The sequence below is a fragment of the Serratia sp. Je.1.23.a genome, assembly GCF_051129805.1.
GTDB lineage: Bacteria > Pseudomonadota > Gammaproteobacteria > Enterobacterales > Enterobacteriaceae > Serratia > Serratia liquefaciens.
Window position 1 is genome coordinate 149,102 of record NZ_JBCPSR010000004.1, and the last position, 17,475, is coordinate 166,576.

The following is a 17,475-nucleotide window of genomic DNA, read 5'->3' on the forward strand; positions in this document are numbered from 1 at the left end:
GGGCATCCAACGGATGTCCGGCCTTTTTTATACCCTGATGCCTGACCGGCTATTTTATTTACTCATCTTTCAATTTTAGGACGTGTTTTTTCCACCAGCGGCTGGTAACGAATAAATATCCTGATGCGATAAGGAAAGAGTAACCTAGCGTTTTAAGCATTATGCCGGTGCTAATGGTTTCCCCTTTAACCAGAAAGACAAGCGCATAGCAAAGAAAGAAAAGCGAAAATATTTTGAGAAATTTTATAATCACTACCGCCCCCTACAGATGCTGATAAGCGCGTTCATTACTACCACAGCGCTTGTTCACCCACAAGGCGCTGATAAAAATAGTCTACGGCGATCATGGATACGGGAACATAGATAAGCACTACCTCTATGGATATTTCATTCAGTGAGTCAAATTTAGAACAAAGATAACCCAACGGAATACTTGATAAGAAAGTGAGAGTTTCTAGCGTGATATAAAGTTTTTTGTTTTTAATTATTCGCCGTTGGCGCACAGGCATAATATTAAACATGGCTTTACTGATCTCGTGTTATCTAAAGGTGTAAAAATTAATTGTTAACATTTCTGTTGATCTATTTTTAATAAAGTAGGTTGCATAATTAACCTATATATTTTTCTTGCCAGCTAAAGGGATCAAAATCACAAAGTTCAAACCTCGGCGGACGGCAAGGGTCACACGACGGTAGGATTCAGGGTATATACTGGCTAACGACGAGCAGCCGATATGATGATGCGCGCTCTTGAAGCGCGAGTGAAATGCGGCGATAATCTGCTGCATAGGCAGTACTGAAACAGATTTCGAATGGATCCCTTTCTCGTCGGGCTAACGACGCGGGAGGGATTTTTTTTTGTCAGCGTCTGTGTGATTTTTCAACAGGCGAAACGTTGAAATATGAGGGTTTACTATGAGTACCTTAGGCCATCAGCCCGATAATTCCTTAGTGTCCAATGCCTTTGGTTTCCTGCGCTTTCCGCTGAACTTTATGCCTTACGACAGCGATGCAGAGTGGGTCATCACCGGCATTCCATTTGACATGGCAACCTCCGGCCGCGCCGGTGGCCGTCACGGTCCGGCGGCAATCCGTCAGGTTTCCACCAACCTGGCCTGGGAAGGCAATCGCTGGCCGTGGAACTTTGACCTGCGCGATCGTCTGAATGTCGTCGATTGCGGCGACGTGGTGTTCAACTTCGGCGATGCTCAGGACATGAGCGACAAGCTGCAGGCGCACGCGGAAAAACTGCTGAAAGCCGGCAAGCGCATGCTCTCCTTCGGCGGCGACCACTTCGTGACTCTGCCGTTGTTGCGTGCACACGCCAAACATTTCGGCAAACTGGCACTGGTGCACTTTGATGCCCATACCGACACCTATGCTAACGGCAGCCAATACGATCACGGCACCATGTTCTTCCATGCGCCGAACGAAGGCCTGATCGATCCAACTCGCTCAGTGCAGATCGGCATCCGTACCGAGTTCGACCATGACAACGGCTTCACCGTACTGGACGCGGCACAGGTTAACGATCGTAGCGTTGACGATCTGCTGGCTCAGATCAAACAGATCGTCGGTGATATGCCGGTTTATCTGACCTTCGACATCGACTGCCTGGATCCGGCATTCGCACCGGGTACCGGTACGCCGGTCATCGGCGGGTTGACGTCCGATCGTGCACTGAAACTGGTGCGCGGCATGCAGTCGCTGAACATCGTCGGTATGGACGTGGTAGAAGTCGCCCCGGCGTATGACCAGTCCGAAATCACCGCGCTGGCTGCGGCGACCCTGGGTCTGGAGATGCTGTATCTGCAAGCGGCTAAAAAGCAGGCCTAAACAGTATTGGCTTAAACTCTGGCCTTTCAGAGGCCAGAGTTCATGGAGAAAACATGCTGACCAAGCCTTCCACACGTCTTAACAAATATATTAGCGAGAGCGGCATCTGCTCTCGCCGCGACGCCGATCGTTATATCGAACAAGGCAACGTTTTTATCAATGGCAGGCGCGTTACGCTTGGCGATCAGGTATTCCCAGGGGACGTCGTCAAGGTCAACGGTCAGCTGATTGAGCCTCGTAACGAAGACAACCTGATCTTTATCGCGCTGAACAAGCCGGTCGGGATCGTCAGTACCACCGAAGAGGGCGAGAAAGACAATATCGTCGATTTCGTCAACCACAGCACCCGTATCTTCCCGATCGGACGCTTGGACAAAGACTCGCAGGGGCTGATCTTCCTCACCAATCACGGCGATCTGGTGAACAAGATCCTGCGTGCGGGCAACGATCATGAAAAAGAATACCGGGTGACGGTCAACAAACCGGTCACCGACGACTTTATCCGTGGTTTGGGTGCCGGCGTGCCAATGCTGGGTACGGTGACGAAAAAATGCAAAGTGAAGAAAGAAGCGCCCTTTGTGTTTCGCATCGTGCTGGTACAGGGGCTGAACCGTCAAATTCGCCGCATGTGCGAGCATTTCGGCTATGAGGTCACCAAGCTGGAACGCACTCGCATCATGAATGTGAGCATGGCAGGTTTGCCACCGGGTGAATGGCGTGATTTAACCGACGACGAACTGGTCGAACTGTTTAAGTCGATAGAGGGTTCCACTTCGGAGGCCAAACCGGCGAAGAAAGCCAAACCGGCAGTGAAAAAACCGGCCGGCGGCGGGGCGAAAAGCGCCGACAAACCCAGCAACAGCGCGCCTGCGCGCAAGCGCTTTGCTCAGCCGGGTCGTAAAAAGAAAGGACGCTGAGGCCCGGTAACATAAATACGGATCGGGGCGCATGTGCGCCCCGACTGCTTTACGCCCGCCTGGCTTCTCGCGTCATCCGCATCCGGCCACACAGCACACAGCCCGCCAACAGCGTTACTAGCTGCGACACCATCAGCACCGCAAATCCTGAAGACACCTTGCCCTGGCTAGCCATTACCATGCCCATAATCATCGGCACAAACGCCGAGAACATATTGCCGATGCCGTTAATCAGTCCGTAGGCGCTGCCGACCGCCTGCGGCTGCGCATAATGTTGCAACAGGGTTGGGATCGCCGCCCCCTGAGCCCCCCAGCAGGCATTGGCCGCCAGCAGGAAGAAAGCAATCCAGCCGAGCTGATGACTGTGCATCACGCCATAGATACACAACGCAGTTGCCGCACCGCCAAAGGCGAAAATCAACGGTGCCTGATAGGGGCGAATGCGGTCAAGCAGCACGCCGCCGAGATATTTGGAGGCGATGCTGACGATAAACGGCAGCGAAGCCATCCAGCCCATCTGTTTGATGGAGAATCCTTTCTCGTCGGTCAGGTAAGCCGGCAGCCAGGAACTGGAGCCCCACAGGTAGCTCAGGGTCGCGATCTCGATCAGCATGATCCAACCCAGCATCGGGGTATGCCAGGCCAGGGCGAAGGTGTGCCAGACACGGCTAAGAACCGGCTGAGGATCGACGGCGCTCGGCGGTAACGAGCGCGGATGGATAAACAACCGCACCAGCGCTAGCCCCAGCAGCAGGTTGATCAGCGCCAGCAGATAGAAAGAGACCGCCCAGCCGAAGTGCGCCATCAGGAAACTGACCAGTGGAAAGCCAATCACCAGGCCCAGAGAAACGCCCAATGTGCTGACGGCATTGGGTTTACCGCGCTCATCGGCGGCGAAGTGATCGCCGATGTACATGGTTTTCAATGAGAACAGCGGCCCTTCGCTGACGCCAAGCAGTGCGCGTACCGCAAACAGCAGCAATAACGACCCCGCCAGCGGTGAGGCGGCAGTCAGTAGCGCCCAGAGCACAATGCTGAGCGTCAGCGCGCGGCGATAGCCCATCAGGGTTTCCAGAAAGGGCGTCAGCAGCATGGCGGAAAGCCCGTAACCGAGCAAAAACACCGTCATCAGCATGCCCTGATGCGCACGGTTACCGTCGAGCTGAAATTGTTGCAAGAAGTCGGGGTTGACCAGCATCACGGCAATATTGACCCGATCGGCATAGGCGATGACGATCAGAAACAGCAGGGCCACTACCCCGAACCAGCGTTGACGTTGATGCACAATGCGCTCCATGTACGCTCCTTTGGTGGGCGAATAACGAATTTAGACAGCAGTAAACTAACCCGCTGATTTCACAGTGGTGAAAAGCAGGGTTGAGTCGTTTTTATGTAAATTTATTGTTATCAAAAAGGGTGTTTCAGACAGCGAGATAGCACTTTTACTCGCATTGCATCAGCCAGATCAACGTCTTTTTATCCATGAATTAGTGATAGAAAGCACAGATTTCATCAGTTTTTCATATCGGTGCATTTTTTCGTGATCCTTCCCGCATTTGTCATGTTTAAACAACTTTCCATTAACAATTGCCGCTTTGCTCTCTTGACGAAAGTTTCACCAGACTTATAGTGAGTGTATTAAATAAGAAACTGAGTTTCATATATGAAACAATCAGATAGAGGACAAAAGCAATGAGCTGGACGAAAGTGTGTGAAGTGTCTCAGGTGAAAGAAGATTTTCCTTTCTCCGCCAACGTGGAAGGGAAAGAGGTCGGGGTGTATCTGATCGACGGCAACTATTACGCGCTGGAAGACGTTTGCCCACATGCCTATGCCTTGCTCAGCCAGGGGTTTGTTGATGACGGCAAGGTCGAATGCCCGTTGCACGAAGCATTGTTCGACGTACGTACCGGCCAATGCCTGCGTGAGCCAGGCGGCCGCGATCTGCAAACCTATGCCACCCGGGTGATCGACAATCAAATCCAAATCACCTTTATTGCGGAGGAGTAATCATGCAGCACATCACCGATTTCAATCCCTGGCTGCCGGACACCCAACAGGTGATCCCGGCGCGCGAAGGCGGCAATGGCCAAATCCATCAGCCGGGCCAATTTCAGAACGTCATCTGGCAAACCCGCGCTCGCGTACCCGACGGTTTCGAGACCGCGTTGGTCACGGCACTGGAAGAGATCTTCGATCAGGGTGCAGAAGAGCTGGAGCAGATCGTTAGCGCCCTGAATCAGCGTCGCCTGTTCGATCGCAATGGCCAGCCGTGGAATGAGACGGCGTTCCGCGAATTCCTTCACGTTAACGGTTTCTGAGCAGCATCCGGGAGAAGACAATGACAGCAAACACAACATCCTCCGCACAAACCTTACAGGACTATCTCGACCAGGGGCTGCGCGGCATGTGGTATCCGGTGCTGGCCAGTTGGGAAATCGGCAATAACCCGGTGGGCATTACGCGGCTGGAGCAACAGATTGTGGTGTGGCGCGACGGCGACGGCGCGATCCATGCGCTGGAAGATCGCTGCCCGCATCGCGGTGCGCGCCTTTCCATGGGCTGGAACCTGGGCGATCGCATCGCCTGCTGGTATCACGGCGTGGAAGTGGGCGGCGACGGTACGGTCAAAGACGTGCCGGCGGTCGATCGTTGTCCGCTGGTGGGGCAGAAATGCCTGCGCTCTTACCCAGCCAAAGAGGCCTACGGTGCGGTGTTCCTCTATTTCGGCGTGACGGCGGATGAAGAGCCGGCTGAATTAACCTTCCCGCCGGAACTGGCTGACGAAGCTGCCTACAGCAACTTCCTGTGCACCGCCAGTTGGGACTGCAATTACCAGTACGCGCTGGAAAACGTGATGGATCCGATGCACGGCACCTACCTGCATTCGTCCTCGCACTCGATGGCGGAAGGGGATCGCAAGGCGGACATGGCGCTGGAGCCGACCGACAACGGTTTCATCTTTAAGAAGAATGGTCAGATCGGCGTTAACTTTGACTGGGTGGAGTTTGGCAGCAGCGGCGCCTACTGGATGCGTTTGTCGATCCCGTACAAAAAGCGCTTCGGGCCGGGTGGTCACTTCTGGATCATCGGCATGGTGGTGCCGGAAGATAAGGATCACTGCCGGGTGTTCTTCTGGCGTATCCGTAAGGTGAAAGACTGGCAGCGTGACATGTGGCGCTTTATGTATCGCAACCGCCTGGAATCGCTGCACTGGGACGTACTGGAGCAGGATCGTATCGTGCTAGAAAATATGGCCCCGAACGCGCGTGGCCGCGAGTATCTGTATCAGCATGATGTGGGGCTGTCTCGCTTGCGCCGCATGATGCAAAAAGAAGCGCAGAAGCAACTGGCGAAGCTCAGTGAGCTGGAGGCGGCGCAGTGAACGGCTTGCTGACGGGAAAACGTATTGTGGTGACCGGCGCGGCGCGCGGGCTGGGGCGGAGTTTCGCCGCAGCCATCAGCGAGGCCGGTGCCAGAGTGGTGATGTGCGATATTCTGGCGGATGAACTGGCAGACAGCGCCGCCAGCCTGCGCGAGCAGGGCGCACAGGTTGAAACGCAGGTGATCGATTTGGCCGAACCGGCGTCGATCAGCGCGGCATTCAACGCCATTGCCGAAGGCGGTGCGATCGACGGGTTGGTGAACAACGCCGCGCTGGCTACCGGCGTCGGTGGCAAAACCATGATGGAATACGATATCGATCTGTGGGATCGGGTGATGCAGGTCAACGTACGCGGTACCTGGCTGGTGAGTCAGGCAGCGGTACCCCTGTTGGCGCAAACCCCACATGCCAAGATCGTTAACGTGGCTTCGGATACCGCACTGTGGGGCGCACCGCGCCTGATGGCTTACGTGGCCAGCAAAGGAGCGATCATCTCCATGACCCGCTCAATGGCGCGTGAACTGGGTCCGCAGGGGATTTGCGTGAACGCAATCGCACCGGGACTGACGCGGGTAGAGGCCACCGAATACGTGCCCGCCGAGCGTCATCAACTGTACGAACAAGGGCGTGCATTGGCCGGGGCACAGCACCCTGACGACGTTAATGGCTCGGTGCTCTACCTGCTGTCGCCGTTGGCGAATTTCGTGACCGGCCAACTGTTGCCGGTTAACGGCGGCTTTGTTTTTAACTAATCAACCTTTAGCCAGGAGCAGCACATGGCGGACGATCAAGCGTGTAAATATCTGATCCCAGGACTGGATCGCGGGTTACAACTGTTGCTGGCGTTTGGCGAGCAGCATAAGGAAATGACTTTTGCCCAATTGCATCGCCTGGTCGACATGCCAAAGGCTACCGCCTATCGCGTGGTGCAAACTCTGGAGCATCTGGGTTTTCTGGAGCGCAACCCACGGACCAACACCTTTGCGCTGGGTATCAAAGTGCTGCGCCTCGGCTTTGAATATATCGCTTCTCTGGACGTTGCCCAGGCCGGTCAGCCGGTGATAGAGCAACTGCGCGATCGCAGCCAGTGCAGCAGTCATCTGGCGATCCGTGATGAGCGCGACGTGATCTACATCGCCCGCGTCAGCGCCGCCGGTTCGCAAATCAATCAGGTCAGCGTCGGCACCCGCCTGCCGGTGCACCAAACCTCACTGGGCCGCATGCTGCTGACCAGCGCTACCCGCGACGAATTCGACCAGCTTTATCCGCAGGAACAACTGCCGGGCAGCGGTCCGGGGACCCCGGCAGATCGTGAAGCGCTGTGGCAGATGGTGCAGCAGGATAAGGCGCGCGGCTATGTGATTGGCGAGTCGTTTTTCCGCCATGGTATCTCTTCGATCGTCTATCCAATCTTTAACCGCGAGCAGCGGGTCGAGGCAGTGGTCAGCATTATGGTGCCGTTCGATGAGATCCCAAAAGCAGATCGCGAACGGCTGCGTATGGAAGTGCGTGACGCCGCAGAGAAAATCTCCGGCTTTCTGGGCGCGCCGCCGCAGGCTAACGTCGGCTAACTGACAACCCCTTGTTTTCGTAGGGGGCTGCAAGCTGCGTTCGCATTAATCGGGGCGACTGTATTCGTCCCCTACCAATGAATCAGGCAGGGATAAGGCTCATGGCAAACAGGGGCCGGGGTTTGTCATGCCTGAAAACCGCATTCAGCGAGAACGTGAGGCACAACAATGAGCGTAATCGGAATCGAAAAACTGGAATTTGGCGTCGAAGATCTGTCAACCTGCGAAAAATTCATGCAGGACTTCGGCCTGCAGGCGGCACAACAGCACTGGGGCGAACGTCAACGTGAATTCACCACCCTGAGTGGGGCGCGCGTGGTGCTGCATCCGTTGCAGAGCGAGACCTTGCCGGCGGCTTTTGAGGGCGGTTCGACTCTGCGCCGCATGACCTGGGGCGTGGGCAGCCCGGCGGAATTGGCCGCTTTGCAGCCGCTGTTGGCGCAGATGCCGGGCTTCCGTCAGGTGGGGGAAGAGCTGGAGTGTATCGATCCGAACGGTATGACGCTGCGCTTTAGCGTCAGCCAACAGCGCGAAGTCGATTTACCGGTATCACCAATCAACCAATGGGGTGATGTGCGCCGCATCGATCAGCCCAGCCCGGTATATGCACAGGCACAGCCGATCAATATTGGCCACGTGGTGTTTTTCGTCGAAGATCTGGCCGCCACCGAACGTTTCTACCGTGAGGTACTGGGCTTCCAGGTCTCGGATCGCTATATCGATCGGGCAGTGTTCCTGCGCACTCAGGCGCGCGGCGGGCATCACAACCTGTTCCTGCTGAAATTGCCGAATCGTCCACGTGGCCTGAATCACGTAGCTTTTACCGTGCGCGACATCCACGAGGTGATCGGCGGCGGTATCGCCATGAACAAAGAGAAGTGGAGCACCTTTATCGGCCCCGGTCGCCATCCGATTTCCTCAGCCTATTTCTGGTACGTCAACAGCCCGACTGGCGGCGCGTTTGAGTACTACACCAACGATGACTATCTGACTGAAAACTGGCAGCCGCGCGAGCTGGAACACTCGCTGGTGTCGTTCACCGAGTGGGCGGTGGAAGGGGGGATCGACCACGATACGCGCCGCCAGCAGAAAAAACCGGAGGCGCTATGAGCCAGCCAGAAGCGGCGGGGATCGTCATTATCGGCGGTGGCCAGGCTGGCGGTTGGGCGGCGAAAACGCTGCGCGATCGTGGCTATGCGGGCCGACTGACGGTGATCAGCGACGAACCCTATGACTTTTATGAACGTCCGCCGCTTTCCAAGGCGGCGTTGCTGGACGGCGAAGCGCCGCTCAGCCGACTGTTCAGCGAACAGGTGGTCGCCGGGTTGAATCTCAACTGGTGCCGGCCGTTACGTGCCGAATCCATTGATGCAAAAAAACAAATCGTCAGCCTCAGCGACGGTCGGCAGCTGCAGTTTGATCAACTGCTGATTGCCACCGGTGGCCGACCGCGCCTGCCGGACGCCCGTTGGGCCAGTCACCCTCGGGTGATGACGCTGCGTTCCTGGGATGATGCGGCGAAGCTGCGTCAGGCGCTGCAAGGATGCCGTCGACTGGCGATCGTCGGTGGTGGCTGGATTGGGCTGGAGATTGCCGCTTCGGCGCGGCGCCTCGGTGCTGACGTGACGGTCTTTGAACGCCAGCCGGCGCTGTGCATGCGCAGTGTAGGCGCGGATGTCTCCCAAGCGCTGCTGGAATTGCATCAACAGCAGGGCGTGACCCTGCACTGCGGCTGCGGTGACATTCAGTTGGAAGATCGTGACGGTAGCGCCTGGATCGGCAGCGGCGTCAGCGATCCTCAGCCGTTTGATCTGGTGGTGGTGGGGATCGGCGTCGAGTTGAATCTGGAACTGGCGCGCAGTGCCGGGCTGAAGATTGACGTGGGGATCGTGGTTGACGGCCAGGGGCGCACCAGCCACCCGGCGATTTTCGCCGCCGGCGACGTGGCGCGTCACCCGACGCTGGGCCTGTGCCTGCAGTCCTGGGCCTATGCGCAGAATCAGGCGATCAGCACCGCTTGCGCGATGCTGGACGCCTTTGCCGCCCCTTACGATGACGTGGCCTGGCTGTGGTCGGATCAATACGATGCCAATATCCAGATCCTCGGCGTGCCGACCGGTGGCGTGCACCATGTGGTGCGGCGTACGCCGCAATCGCAGGTGTTCTTTACGTTAAATGCCGATCGTCAGTTGGTGCAAATGGTGGCGTTTAACGACGCTCGTACCATCAAGTTGGGCAAACGCTGGCTGGCCAGTGGGCGCGTGCTGGAACCGCTGCAGTTGGCGGATGCGGAGTTTTCTTTGATGGCGTTGAAATAACGCCCGTAACCTCGGGAGCGTTTCATGACTACGCAAGAGATTGACGCCCGCGCTGAACGGGTGGGGGATGCTGTTGCCGAAAATCCGCAGCAACGAGTGCGCTGGTCGGTGCCCATCGCGCTGTTTGCCTGCGTGCTGCTGGCGTTTTTCGACAAGATCAGCATCGCGGCACTGTTTTCCGATACTGAATTCCAGCAGGCGCTGGGCATCAGTTTTGACCCGGCGCGGCTGGGGTTGCTGATGAGCGCGTTTTTGTTCTCCTACGGCATCTCTTCGATGTTGCTGAGCGGAATTGGCGACCGCTTGAACCCGGTCAAGGTGCTGATTGGCATGATGGTGGTGTGGGGCGTACTGATGGTGCTGATGGGCATGACACGCTCTTATCACAGCATGATGACGCTGCGCATTTTGCTCGGCATTGCCGAAGGTCCGCTGCTGCCAATGGCCTACGCCATCATTCGCCAGGCCTTCCCGCAGCGCCTGCAGGCACGCGCCACCATGTTGTGGCTGCTGGGTACGCCATTGGGCGCCGCGCTCGGCTTCCCGGTTACGCTGTACATCCTTAACACCTTTGACTGGCAGACCACCTTCTTCTTTATGGCGTTCCTGACGCTGCCGGTGATGCTGCTGGTGCTGTTCGGCATGCGTCATCTCAACGTGTCACGCCCCGCGGCGGCTAGCGTTTCCAAACCGGCTATTGCCGAACGTAAACAGCATCGCCATGAACTGCTGCGCAATCCACATTTTTGGATGATCTGCCTGTTTAACATCGCCTTCCTGACCTACCTGTGGGGCATGAACGGCTGGCTGCCGAGCTACCTGATCAAGGGCAAAGGTATTCATCTGGAGCACGCCGGTTATCTGTCATCGCTGCCGTTTATCGCCATGCTGCTGGGCGAAGTGGTCGGCGCCTGGCTGTCGGACAAGCTGGATCGTCGCGCGCTGGCCTGTTTTGTCTCGCTGTGCGGCGCCGGGCTGGGGCTGGCCGTGGTGCTGCAACTGCAGGGCACTTACAGCGTGATCGCCGCCATGGCTTTCAGCACCTTTATGTGGGGGGCCGGTGCGCCAAACATCTTTGCCCTGCTGGCGAAAGCCACCAGCAGCAAGGTCAGCGCCACCGCCGGCGGTATTTTTAACGGATTGGGCAATTTTGCCGGTGCGCTGGCACCGGTGCTGATGGGGGCACTGATCGCCGCCACCGGCAACATGGATAACGGCTTGCTGTTCCTGGTGGTGATGGCCCTGATCGGCTGCATCATTCTGCTGCCGTTGCTGAAGAAGTATTGATTTAACCGTTTGATTCAACAGAGGAGTTACAACATGTCCCAGGTTGAGAAGCAAGCCGGCGTCAAGCCGCAGGATCAATCGATTGAGCATTGGGTGGAATCGCGTATCGCCCGCTTTGAAGGCCGTAAATATGACTGGAACGCGTTGAAGTTCCAGGCCGATTACGACCCGAAATACCGCCGTGCGCAGATGCGCTACATCGGTACCGGCGCCACCGGGGTAGCCAGCGATACCAATACCATTCCGGCAGGCAACTTCACCTTCTCCACCATGGTGCTGCCTTCGAAGTGCGAGGGCCCGTTGCACCTGCACGATGACGTGGAAGAGGTGTTCTTTATGCTGAAGGGCAGCATCACGCTGATGATCCAGGACGGTAGCGAATATTACGAAACCAAGCTGAAAGAGCGCGATCTGATCTCGGTGCCGGCCGGAGTCTACCGTGGGTTGTTCAACCACGGCGAAGAAGAGGCATTGATGTGCGTGATGCTCGGCACTGCCAAACCGGAAACCCCGACCTACCCGGCGGATCACCCGTTATCCAAAGTGAAACGCAACTGATGAACGGCCTGGCGCAACGTCAGCAGGCGCGCTGCGGGGAGTTTACCCTGAGCTGGCGCGAGGCGGGTCACGGTCGCCCGGTGGTGTTGCTGCACGGCATCAGTTCCGGTTCGGCCTCGTGGATCAAGCAGTTCAATGACTCGGGGCTGGCCGACGGTCATCGCTTGCTGGCCTGGGACGCCCCAGGCTACGGCGGCAGCCTGCCGCTGACGGTCAGCGAGCCGGATGCCGCCGCCTACGCCGCCGCGCTGGCGGCGCTGGTGGCGCACTTGCAGTTGGAGCAACCGCTGATCGTCGGCCACTCGCTCGGCGCCTTGATCGGTAGCGCCTATGCTGCCGGTTATCCCGACGGATTATGTGGGCTGGTGCTGGCGGATCCGGCGCAGGGCTACGCCAACGCACCGCTGGAGAAACGCCAACAGGTTTATAGCCAGAGAAAACAGATGATTGAGCAGCTTGGGCCGCAGGGCTACGGCGAGCAGCGGGCGGCGGCGTTACTGCGTGAAGGTGCGGATCCTCAAGATATTGCCTGGGTACGCAACGGCATGCAGCAGTTGGATCCCGAGGGTTTTCTCAATGCCGCCTGGATGCTGGCCAACGACGATATCGGCCGCTATCTGGCGCAGTACCGCGGCCCGTTGCAGGTGTGGTGCGGTGACTGCGATCGGATCACGCCACCGGAAGCGGCGGCGGTGCTGGCGCAACAGCAGGACGCGGCACTGCGCCTGATTGAGGGGGCCGGGCATGCCAGCTATCTCGATGCGTCGGGGCAATTTAACCGCTATCTGCAGGATTTTACGGGAGCAATTCAACCATGAATTTTCAGCTTGAGAAACGGGTCGCGGTGGTCACCGGCGGTTCGTCGGGCATCGGTTTCGAAACCCTGCGTCTGCTGCTGGCGGAAGGCGCGAAGGTGGCATTTTGCGGCCGCAATCCGGACAAACTGGCCGGTGCCGAAGCCAGCCTGCGCCATGAGTTTCCGCAGGCGGAGATCCTGGCACTGTGCTGCGACGTGCTGGATGAGTCGCAGGTAACGCAGTTTGCCGCCCAGGTGACTGCACGCTTCGGCGGCGTAGATTTGTTGATCAACAACGCCGGCCAGGGGTTCGTCGCGCATTTTGATCAAACGCCGCGTACCGCCTGGCTGCATGAGGCGGAGCTAAAGCTGTTCGGCGTGATTAACCCGGTGCAGGCATTTTTGCCAGCGTTGGAGCGTTCGGATATCGCTTCCATCACCTGTGTGAATTCGCTTTTGGCCTTGCAGCCGGAAGAACACATGATCGCCACCTCGGCGGCGCGTGCGGCACTGCTCAACATGACGCTGACGCTGTCGAAAGAGCTGGTGGACAAGGGCATTCGCGTCAACTCGATCCTGTTGGGCATGGTGGAGTCCGGCCAGTGGCGCCGCCGCTTCGACGAGCGCAGCGATAAAGATCAAAGCTGGGAGCAGTGGACGGCGGCGATTGCCGAACGACGCGGCATCCCGATGAAACGCCTGGGGAAACCGCAGGAGCCGGCACGGGCGCTGCTGTTCCTGGCTTCGCCTCTGGCGTCCTTTACCACCGGGGCCGCGCTGGACGTCTCCGGCGGCTTTAACCGCCATCTTTAACCGCAGAGGCTGAAAAGATGAAGAAGATCATGATGATTGGTTACGGCGCAATGGCCACAGAGGTGCTGTCCCGCCTGCCGGACGGGGTGAGCGTTGGCTGGATTGTCGCGCGTGCGGCTCATCATGCGGCGATTGCCAACGCCTTTGGTGGCCAGGTGCAGGCGTTGACCCACCCCGACCACTGTGCTGAAAAACCGGATCTGGTGCTGGAGTGCGCCAGCCAGCAGGCGGTGGCGGAGTTCGGTGAGGCGGTGGTCACGCGCGGTTGGCCTTTAGCGGTGATCTCTACCGGCGCGTTAGCGGATGCCGCGTTGCAGCAGCGTTTGCAGCAAGCCTGTCGGCAGCATCGGGGCCAGGTGATCGTGCTGTCCGGTGCGGTGGCGGGCATGGACGGCTTGGCGTCAGCACGTGAGGGCGGTCTGGACAGCGTCACTTATCAGGCGTGTAAAAGTCCGGCCAGCTGGCGCGGCAGTATGGCAGAGCAATTGATTGATCTCGATGCGGTAAGCGAGGCGCAGGTGTTTTTCGAAGGCTCGGCGCGGGAGGCGGCGCGGTTATTCCCGGCGAACGCCAATGTGGCGGCGACCATTGCGCTCAACGGCCTGGGAATGGACGCCACCCGGGTGCGGTTGCTGGTCGATCCCGCGACCCGACGCAATACCCACCGGCTGCAGGTGTGCGGCAACTTCGGTGAGTTTCACATTGAGCTGAGCGGCAACCCGCTGGCAAGCAATCCCAAGACATCAACCCTGGCGGCGCTGAGCGCGGTACAAGCCTGCCGCCGTCTGATCGACGGTGGTTTTATTGCCTGAACGGCAGGAGCGAGTATGGAAAGGTTAAAGATTTTTGTGGCTGGGCGTTGGTGCGAAGGGCGTGGCGATGAAATGGCCTCGCAGTTCCCGGCCGACGGCAGCGTGAATGCGCGGCTGCGTGCCGCCAGTATTGAAGACGTCAATGATGCGGTAGCCGCGGCGGAACGCGCCTGGCGGGCCCCCGAGTGGCGTGGGCTGGTGCCGCATCAGCGAGCCAACATTCTGTACCGCGTCAGCAACCTGATTATGGCGCAACTGGAAGAGCTGGCGCAGCTGCAGACCCGCGACAACGGCAAACCCCTGGCGGAAACCCGTGGGCTGGTGGCCAGCGCGGCGGCGACGGCTCGCTACTTTGCCGCTGCCTGCGAGGTGCTGGAGGGCGAACTGCCGACCCAGCGCAGCGCGGAGATCATGACGCTGAGCCAGTATCAGCCGCTGGGCGTGATCGCGGCCATTACGCCGTGGAACTCGCCGATCGCCAGTGAGATGCAAAAGGTGGCCCCCGCACTGGCGGCGGGCAATGCGGTGATCCTCAAACCGGCCGAAGCGACACCGCTGATGGCGCTAAAACTGGCGGAACTGTTTGAGCAAGCAGGCCTGCCCGCCGGACTGCTTAGCGTGTTGCCGGGCAAAGGCTCGGTGATTGGCGAGGCACTGGCGCGTCACCCGTTAGTGAAAAAGATTTCTTTTACCGGGGGGACCAATACCGGTCGCCATTTGGCGCATATCGCCGCCGAGAAGCTGATCCCTACCTCGCTGGAGCTGGGCGGCAAGTCACCGACCATCGTGCTGGAGGACGCCGATTTGGAACAGGCGGCTCGCGGGATCTGCTACGGCATTTTCAGCTCCGCCGGCCAGGCCTGCATTGCCGGTTCGCGGCTGTTTGTGCACCGCTCGCTATACCAGCCGCTGCTGGCGCGCCTGAGTGAACTGGCGGCCGGGCTGCGGGTCGGCAATCCGCTGACGCCGGGCGTGCATCTCGGCCCGCTGATTAACGACAAGCATCGCCAAAGCGTGGCGGATTATGTGGCTCTTGCGCAGCAAGAAGGCGGCCGGGTGGTGATAGGCGGCGAAGCGCCGGCCGATCCGCTGCTGGCCGGCGGCAGCTATTACCTGCCAACGATTATCGAAGGGTTGAGTAACCGTGCCCGCGCTTGCCAGGAAGAGATTTTTGGCCCGGTACTGGTGGCGCTGCCGTTCGATAACGAGCAACAGTTGATCGAGCAAGCCAACGATTCGGTGTACGGGTTGGCCGCCGGGATCTGGAGCCGGGATTTCCCGCGGGCGATGGCGCTGGCGGAACAATTGGAAACCGGCACCGTGTGGATCAACACCTACAAAACATTCTCTATTTCTACGCCTTTCGGCGGTTTCAAAGAGAGCGGTCTGGGCCGCGAAAAGGGTCTGCACGGCATCAAGGCCTATATGCAGCAGAAAAGCCTTTACCTGGCGCTGAGCCATCAGGCGAACCGCTGGAGCGATTAGCTTTGAGCGACGGTGCGTAACCCCTACAACGAACACAATAAGAAGGCAGATGATGAGCGATAAAATAACGGTTGGTGAGGCGATAGCCCGGACTCTGGAACAGTACGAGGTGTCGGCGATGTACGGCATCATTTCGATTCATAATCTGCCGATTGCCGATGCGGTAGGGCAACGTGGCAACATCCGTTTCGTACCGGCGCGTGGCGAAGCGGGCGCGGTCACCATGGCCGATGCCCACGGCCGTTTCTCCGGTCTGGGCGTAGCCTTGACCAGCACGGGCGCGGGGGCCGGCAATGCGGTCGGTGCCATGATCGAAGCGCTGAATGCCAACACGCCGTTGCTGCACATTACCGGCCAGGTGGAGAAGGCCTATCTGGATGCCGACGCCGGGTTCATTCATGAGACCCGCGATCAGTTGGGTTTCCTGCGCGCCTGCTCCAAACGCGCATATCGGGTCAACTCAGCGGAACAGGCGGTGGCCGTGATCCAACGGGCTATCCTCGATGCGCAGACGGTGCCTTGTGGCCCGGTGGCGGTCGAGATCCCGATCGATATTCAAAGTAGCCTGGTTTCCAGTTCGGTGCTGAGCCAGCCCGTGGCGCCTGCGCCGCTGCCTGCGGCTAGTGACGAGGCGGTTGAGCGCCTGTATCAGCGGGTGAAACAGGCCAAACGCCCATTGCTGTGGTTGGGTGGCGGTGCGCTGGCCTGCGCCGATGCGGTACGCAAACTGGCGGATGCAGGCGTGGTGGTGATCTCCAGCACCCATGGGCGCGGTATCCTGCCTGATAGTCATCCGCGCAGCCTGCGTGCGTTCCATAACTCACCGAGCATTGAGGCGATCCTGACGCAGTGTGATTTGACGCTGGTGGCCGGTTCACGCTTGCGCAGCAATGAGACGCGTACCTGGACGCTGCCGCTGCCGCGCCCGCTGGTTCAAATTGATATCGATCCGGCGGCGGCCAACCGCAACTATCTGGCCGACGAGCAAATCAACGGTGACTGCGGCGCCTTGCTTAACGCGCTGGCTGCTCGTTTGAGTCCGGGTGAAAAAGTGAATGCCGAGTGGGATGCCGAGATAGCCACGGCGATACAGCAGGCGGAAAGTGCGCTGCGCCAGCAGTCGGGAGAGTATGCAAAATTGAACGACGCCATCGCCGCTGCGTTGCCGCAGGACGGTCTGTTGGTGCGTGATATCACCGTTTCCGGCAGCGTGTGGGGCAGCCGTTTGTTCCGCGCCATTTCGCCGCTTTGCAACATTCACTCGCTGGCCGGAGCGATTGGAATGGGCCTGCCAATGGCGATTGGCACGGCGATCGCCAACCCGCAGCGCAAGGTGGTGGGGCTGGTCGGGGACGGGGGGCTGGCGTTAGGCTTGGGCGAACTGGCAACCATGGCGCAGGAGCAGGCCAATATAACCCTGCTGATCATGAACGACGGCGGCTACGGCGTGATGCGGGGCATTCAGGACAAGTATTTTGCCGGCCGTCAGTATTATAACGAACTGCACACTCCCGCATTTACCCAGGTTGCCGAGGCGATGGGGCTGAAGGCGTGGAAAGTGGACAGCGCGGCGCAGTTCAACGGCGTGCTGGCGGAAGCGATTAATTATCCGGGGCCGTCGGTGGTGGAAGTGGATATGAACAGCATCGGGCCGCTAACCTTCGCCGGGCCACCGCAAAAGACATTGTACTGATGAA

At 58.6% G+C, this 17,475-nt stretch carries 17 protein-coding genes; 16 read left to right on the forward strand and 1 reads right to left on the reverse strand.

Going from position 1 to position 17,475, the window contains the following annotated elements:
- Nucleotides 1-915: 915 nt before the first annotated feature.
- Complete coding sequence (gene speB, locus AAZT04_RS16265; protein WP_048760022.1) at nt 916-1,836, forward strand: agmatinase; 921 nt, start codon at nt 916-918, stop codon at nt 1,834-1,836.
- Between the two features lie 53 nt (nt 1,837-1,889).
- Nucleotides 1,890-2,753, forward strand: coding sequence for a 23S rRNA pseudouridine(2604) synthase RluF (rluF, locus tag AAZT04_RS16270; protein ID WP_434680965.1), 864 nt, complete (start codon nt 1,890-1,892; stop codon nt 2,751-2,753).
- 49 nt (nt 2,754-2,802) lie between these two features.
- Here rluF and AAZT04_RS16275 read toward each other — a convergent pair whose 3' ends face one another.
- Nucleotides 2,803-4,050 carry an MFS transporter gene (locus tag AAZT04_RS16275; protein ID WP_434680968.1) on the reverse strand — a complete coding sequence of 416 codons (1,248 nt, stop codon included), beginning with the start codon at nt 4,048-4,050 and terminating at the stop codon, nt 2,803-2,805.
- A gap of 395 nt (nt 4,051-4,445) precedes the next feature.
- Here AAZT04_RS16275 and AAZT04_RS16280 point away from each other — a divergent pair, with 395 nt between their 5' ends.
- The 14 genes from AAZT04_RS16280 to AAZT04_RS16345 all read left to right on the forward strand — a co-directional run bounded on the left by AAZT04_RS16280 (nt 4,446) and on the right by AAZT04_RS16345 (nt 17,471).
- Nucleotides 4,446-4,763 (forward strand): non-heme iron oxygenase ferredoxin subunit, encoded by a 318-nt coding sequence (locus tag AAZT04_RS16280; RefSeq protein WP_020828548.1) that lies wholly within the window; start codon nt 4,446-4,448, stop codon nt 4,761-4,763.
- 2 nt (nt 4,764-4,765) lie between these two features.
- Nucleotides 4,766-5,074 carry a recombinase-like helix-turn-helix domain-containing protein gene (locus tag AAZT04_RS16285; RefSeq protein ID WP_044553351.1) on the forward strand — a complete coding sequence of 103 codons (309 nt, stop codon included), beginning with the start codon at nt 4,766-4,768 and terminating at the stop codon, nt 5,072-5,074.
- 20 nt (nt 5,075-5,094) lie between these two features.
- A complete protein-coding gene (locus AAZT04_RS16290) occupies nt 5,095-6,138 on the forward strand; it encodes an aromatic ring-hydroxylating oxygenase subunit alpha (protein ID WP_041414935.1) in 1,044 nt (347 codons plus the stop codon).
- A complete protein-coding gene (locus AAZT04_RS16295) occupies nt 6,135-6,890 on the forward strand; it encodes an SDR family oxidoreductase (RefSeq protein WP_048760018.1) in 756 nt (251 codons plus the stop codon). The genes AAZT04_RS16290 and AAZT04_RS16295 overlap by 4 nt, the downstream gene beginning before the upstream one ends.
- Nucleotides 6,891-6,914: 24 nt before the next feature.
- Entirely contained in the window at nt 6,915-7,709 is a 795-nt protein-coding gene (locus tag AAZT04_RS16300; protein WP_020828544.1) for an IclR family transcriptional regulator, read from the forward strand.
- 168 nt (nt 7,710-7,877) lie between these two features.
- On the forward strand, nt 7,878-8,819 hold the full coding sequence (locus tag AAZT04_RS16305; protein ID WP_434680971.1) for a VOC family protein: 942 nt from the start codon (nt 7,878-7,880) through the stop codon (nt 8,817-8,819).
- Entirely contained in the window at nt 8,816-10,027 is a 1,212-nt protein-coding gene (locus AAZT04_RS16310) for an NAD(P)/FAD-dependent oxidoreductase (RefSeq protein ID WP_434680973.1), read from the forward strand. Before AAZT04_RS16305 ends, AAZT04_RS16310 begins: the two co-directional genes overlap by 4 nt.
- Nucleotides 10,028-10,051: 24 nt before the next feature.
- Nucleotides 10,052-11,314, forward strand: a complete 1,263-nt coding sequence (locus AAZT04_RS16315; RefSeq protein WP_046372673.1) for an MFS transporter — start codon at nt 10,052-10,054, stop codon at nt 11,312-11,314.
- A gap of 33 nt (nt 11,315-11,347) precedes the next feature.
- Nucleotides 11,348-11,872: a cupin domain-containing protein gene (locus AAZT04_RS16320; RefSeq protein ID WP_020828540.1), complete on the forward strand. Its 525-nt coding sequence runs from the start codon at nt 11,348-11,350 to the stop codon at nt 11,870-11,872.
- Entirely contained in the window at nt 11,872-12,690 is an 819-nt protein-coding gene (locus AAZT04_RS16325) for an alpha/beta fold hydrolase (RefSeq protein ID WP_434680976.1), read from the forward strand. Before AAZT04_RS16320 ends, AAZT04_RS16325 begins: the two co-directional genes overlap by 1 nt.
- Nucleotides 12,687-13,481, forward strand: a complete 795-nt coding sequence (locus tag AAZT04_RS16330; protein WP_020828538.1) for an SDR family oxidoreductase — start codon at nt 12,687-12,689, stop codon at nt 13,479-13,481. The genes AAZT04_RS16325 and AAZT04_RS16330 overlap by 4 nt, the downstream gene beginning before the upstream one ends.
- A 17-nt stretch (nt 13,482-13,498) precedes the next feature.
- Nucleotides 13,499-14,293 carry an aspartate dehydrogenase gene (locus AAZT04_RS16335; RefSeq protein ID WP_115058061.1) on the forward strand — a complete coding sequence of 265 codons (795 nt, stop codon included), beginning with the start codon at nt 13,499-13,501 and terminating at the stop codon, nt 14,291-14,293.
- Between the two features lie 15 nt (nt 14,294-14,308).
- Nucleotides 14,309-15,778 (forward strand): aldehyde dehydrogenase, encoded by a 1,470-nt coding sequence (locus tag AAZT04_RS16340; protein WP_020828536.1) that lies wholly within the window; start codon nt 14,309-14,311, stop codon nt 15,776-15,778.
- 52 nt (nt 15,779-15,830) lie between these two features.
- On the forward strand, nt 15,831-17,471 hold the full coding sequence (locus AAZT04_RS16345; protein WP_217331556.1) for a thiamine pyrophosphate-binding protein: 1,641 nt from the start codon (nt 15,831-15,833) through the stop codon (nt 17,469-17,471).
- Nucleotides 17,472-17,475 lie beyond the last annotated feature (4 nt).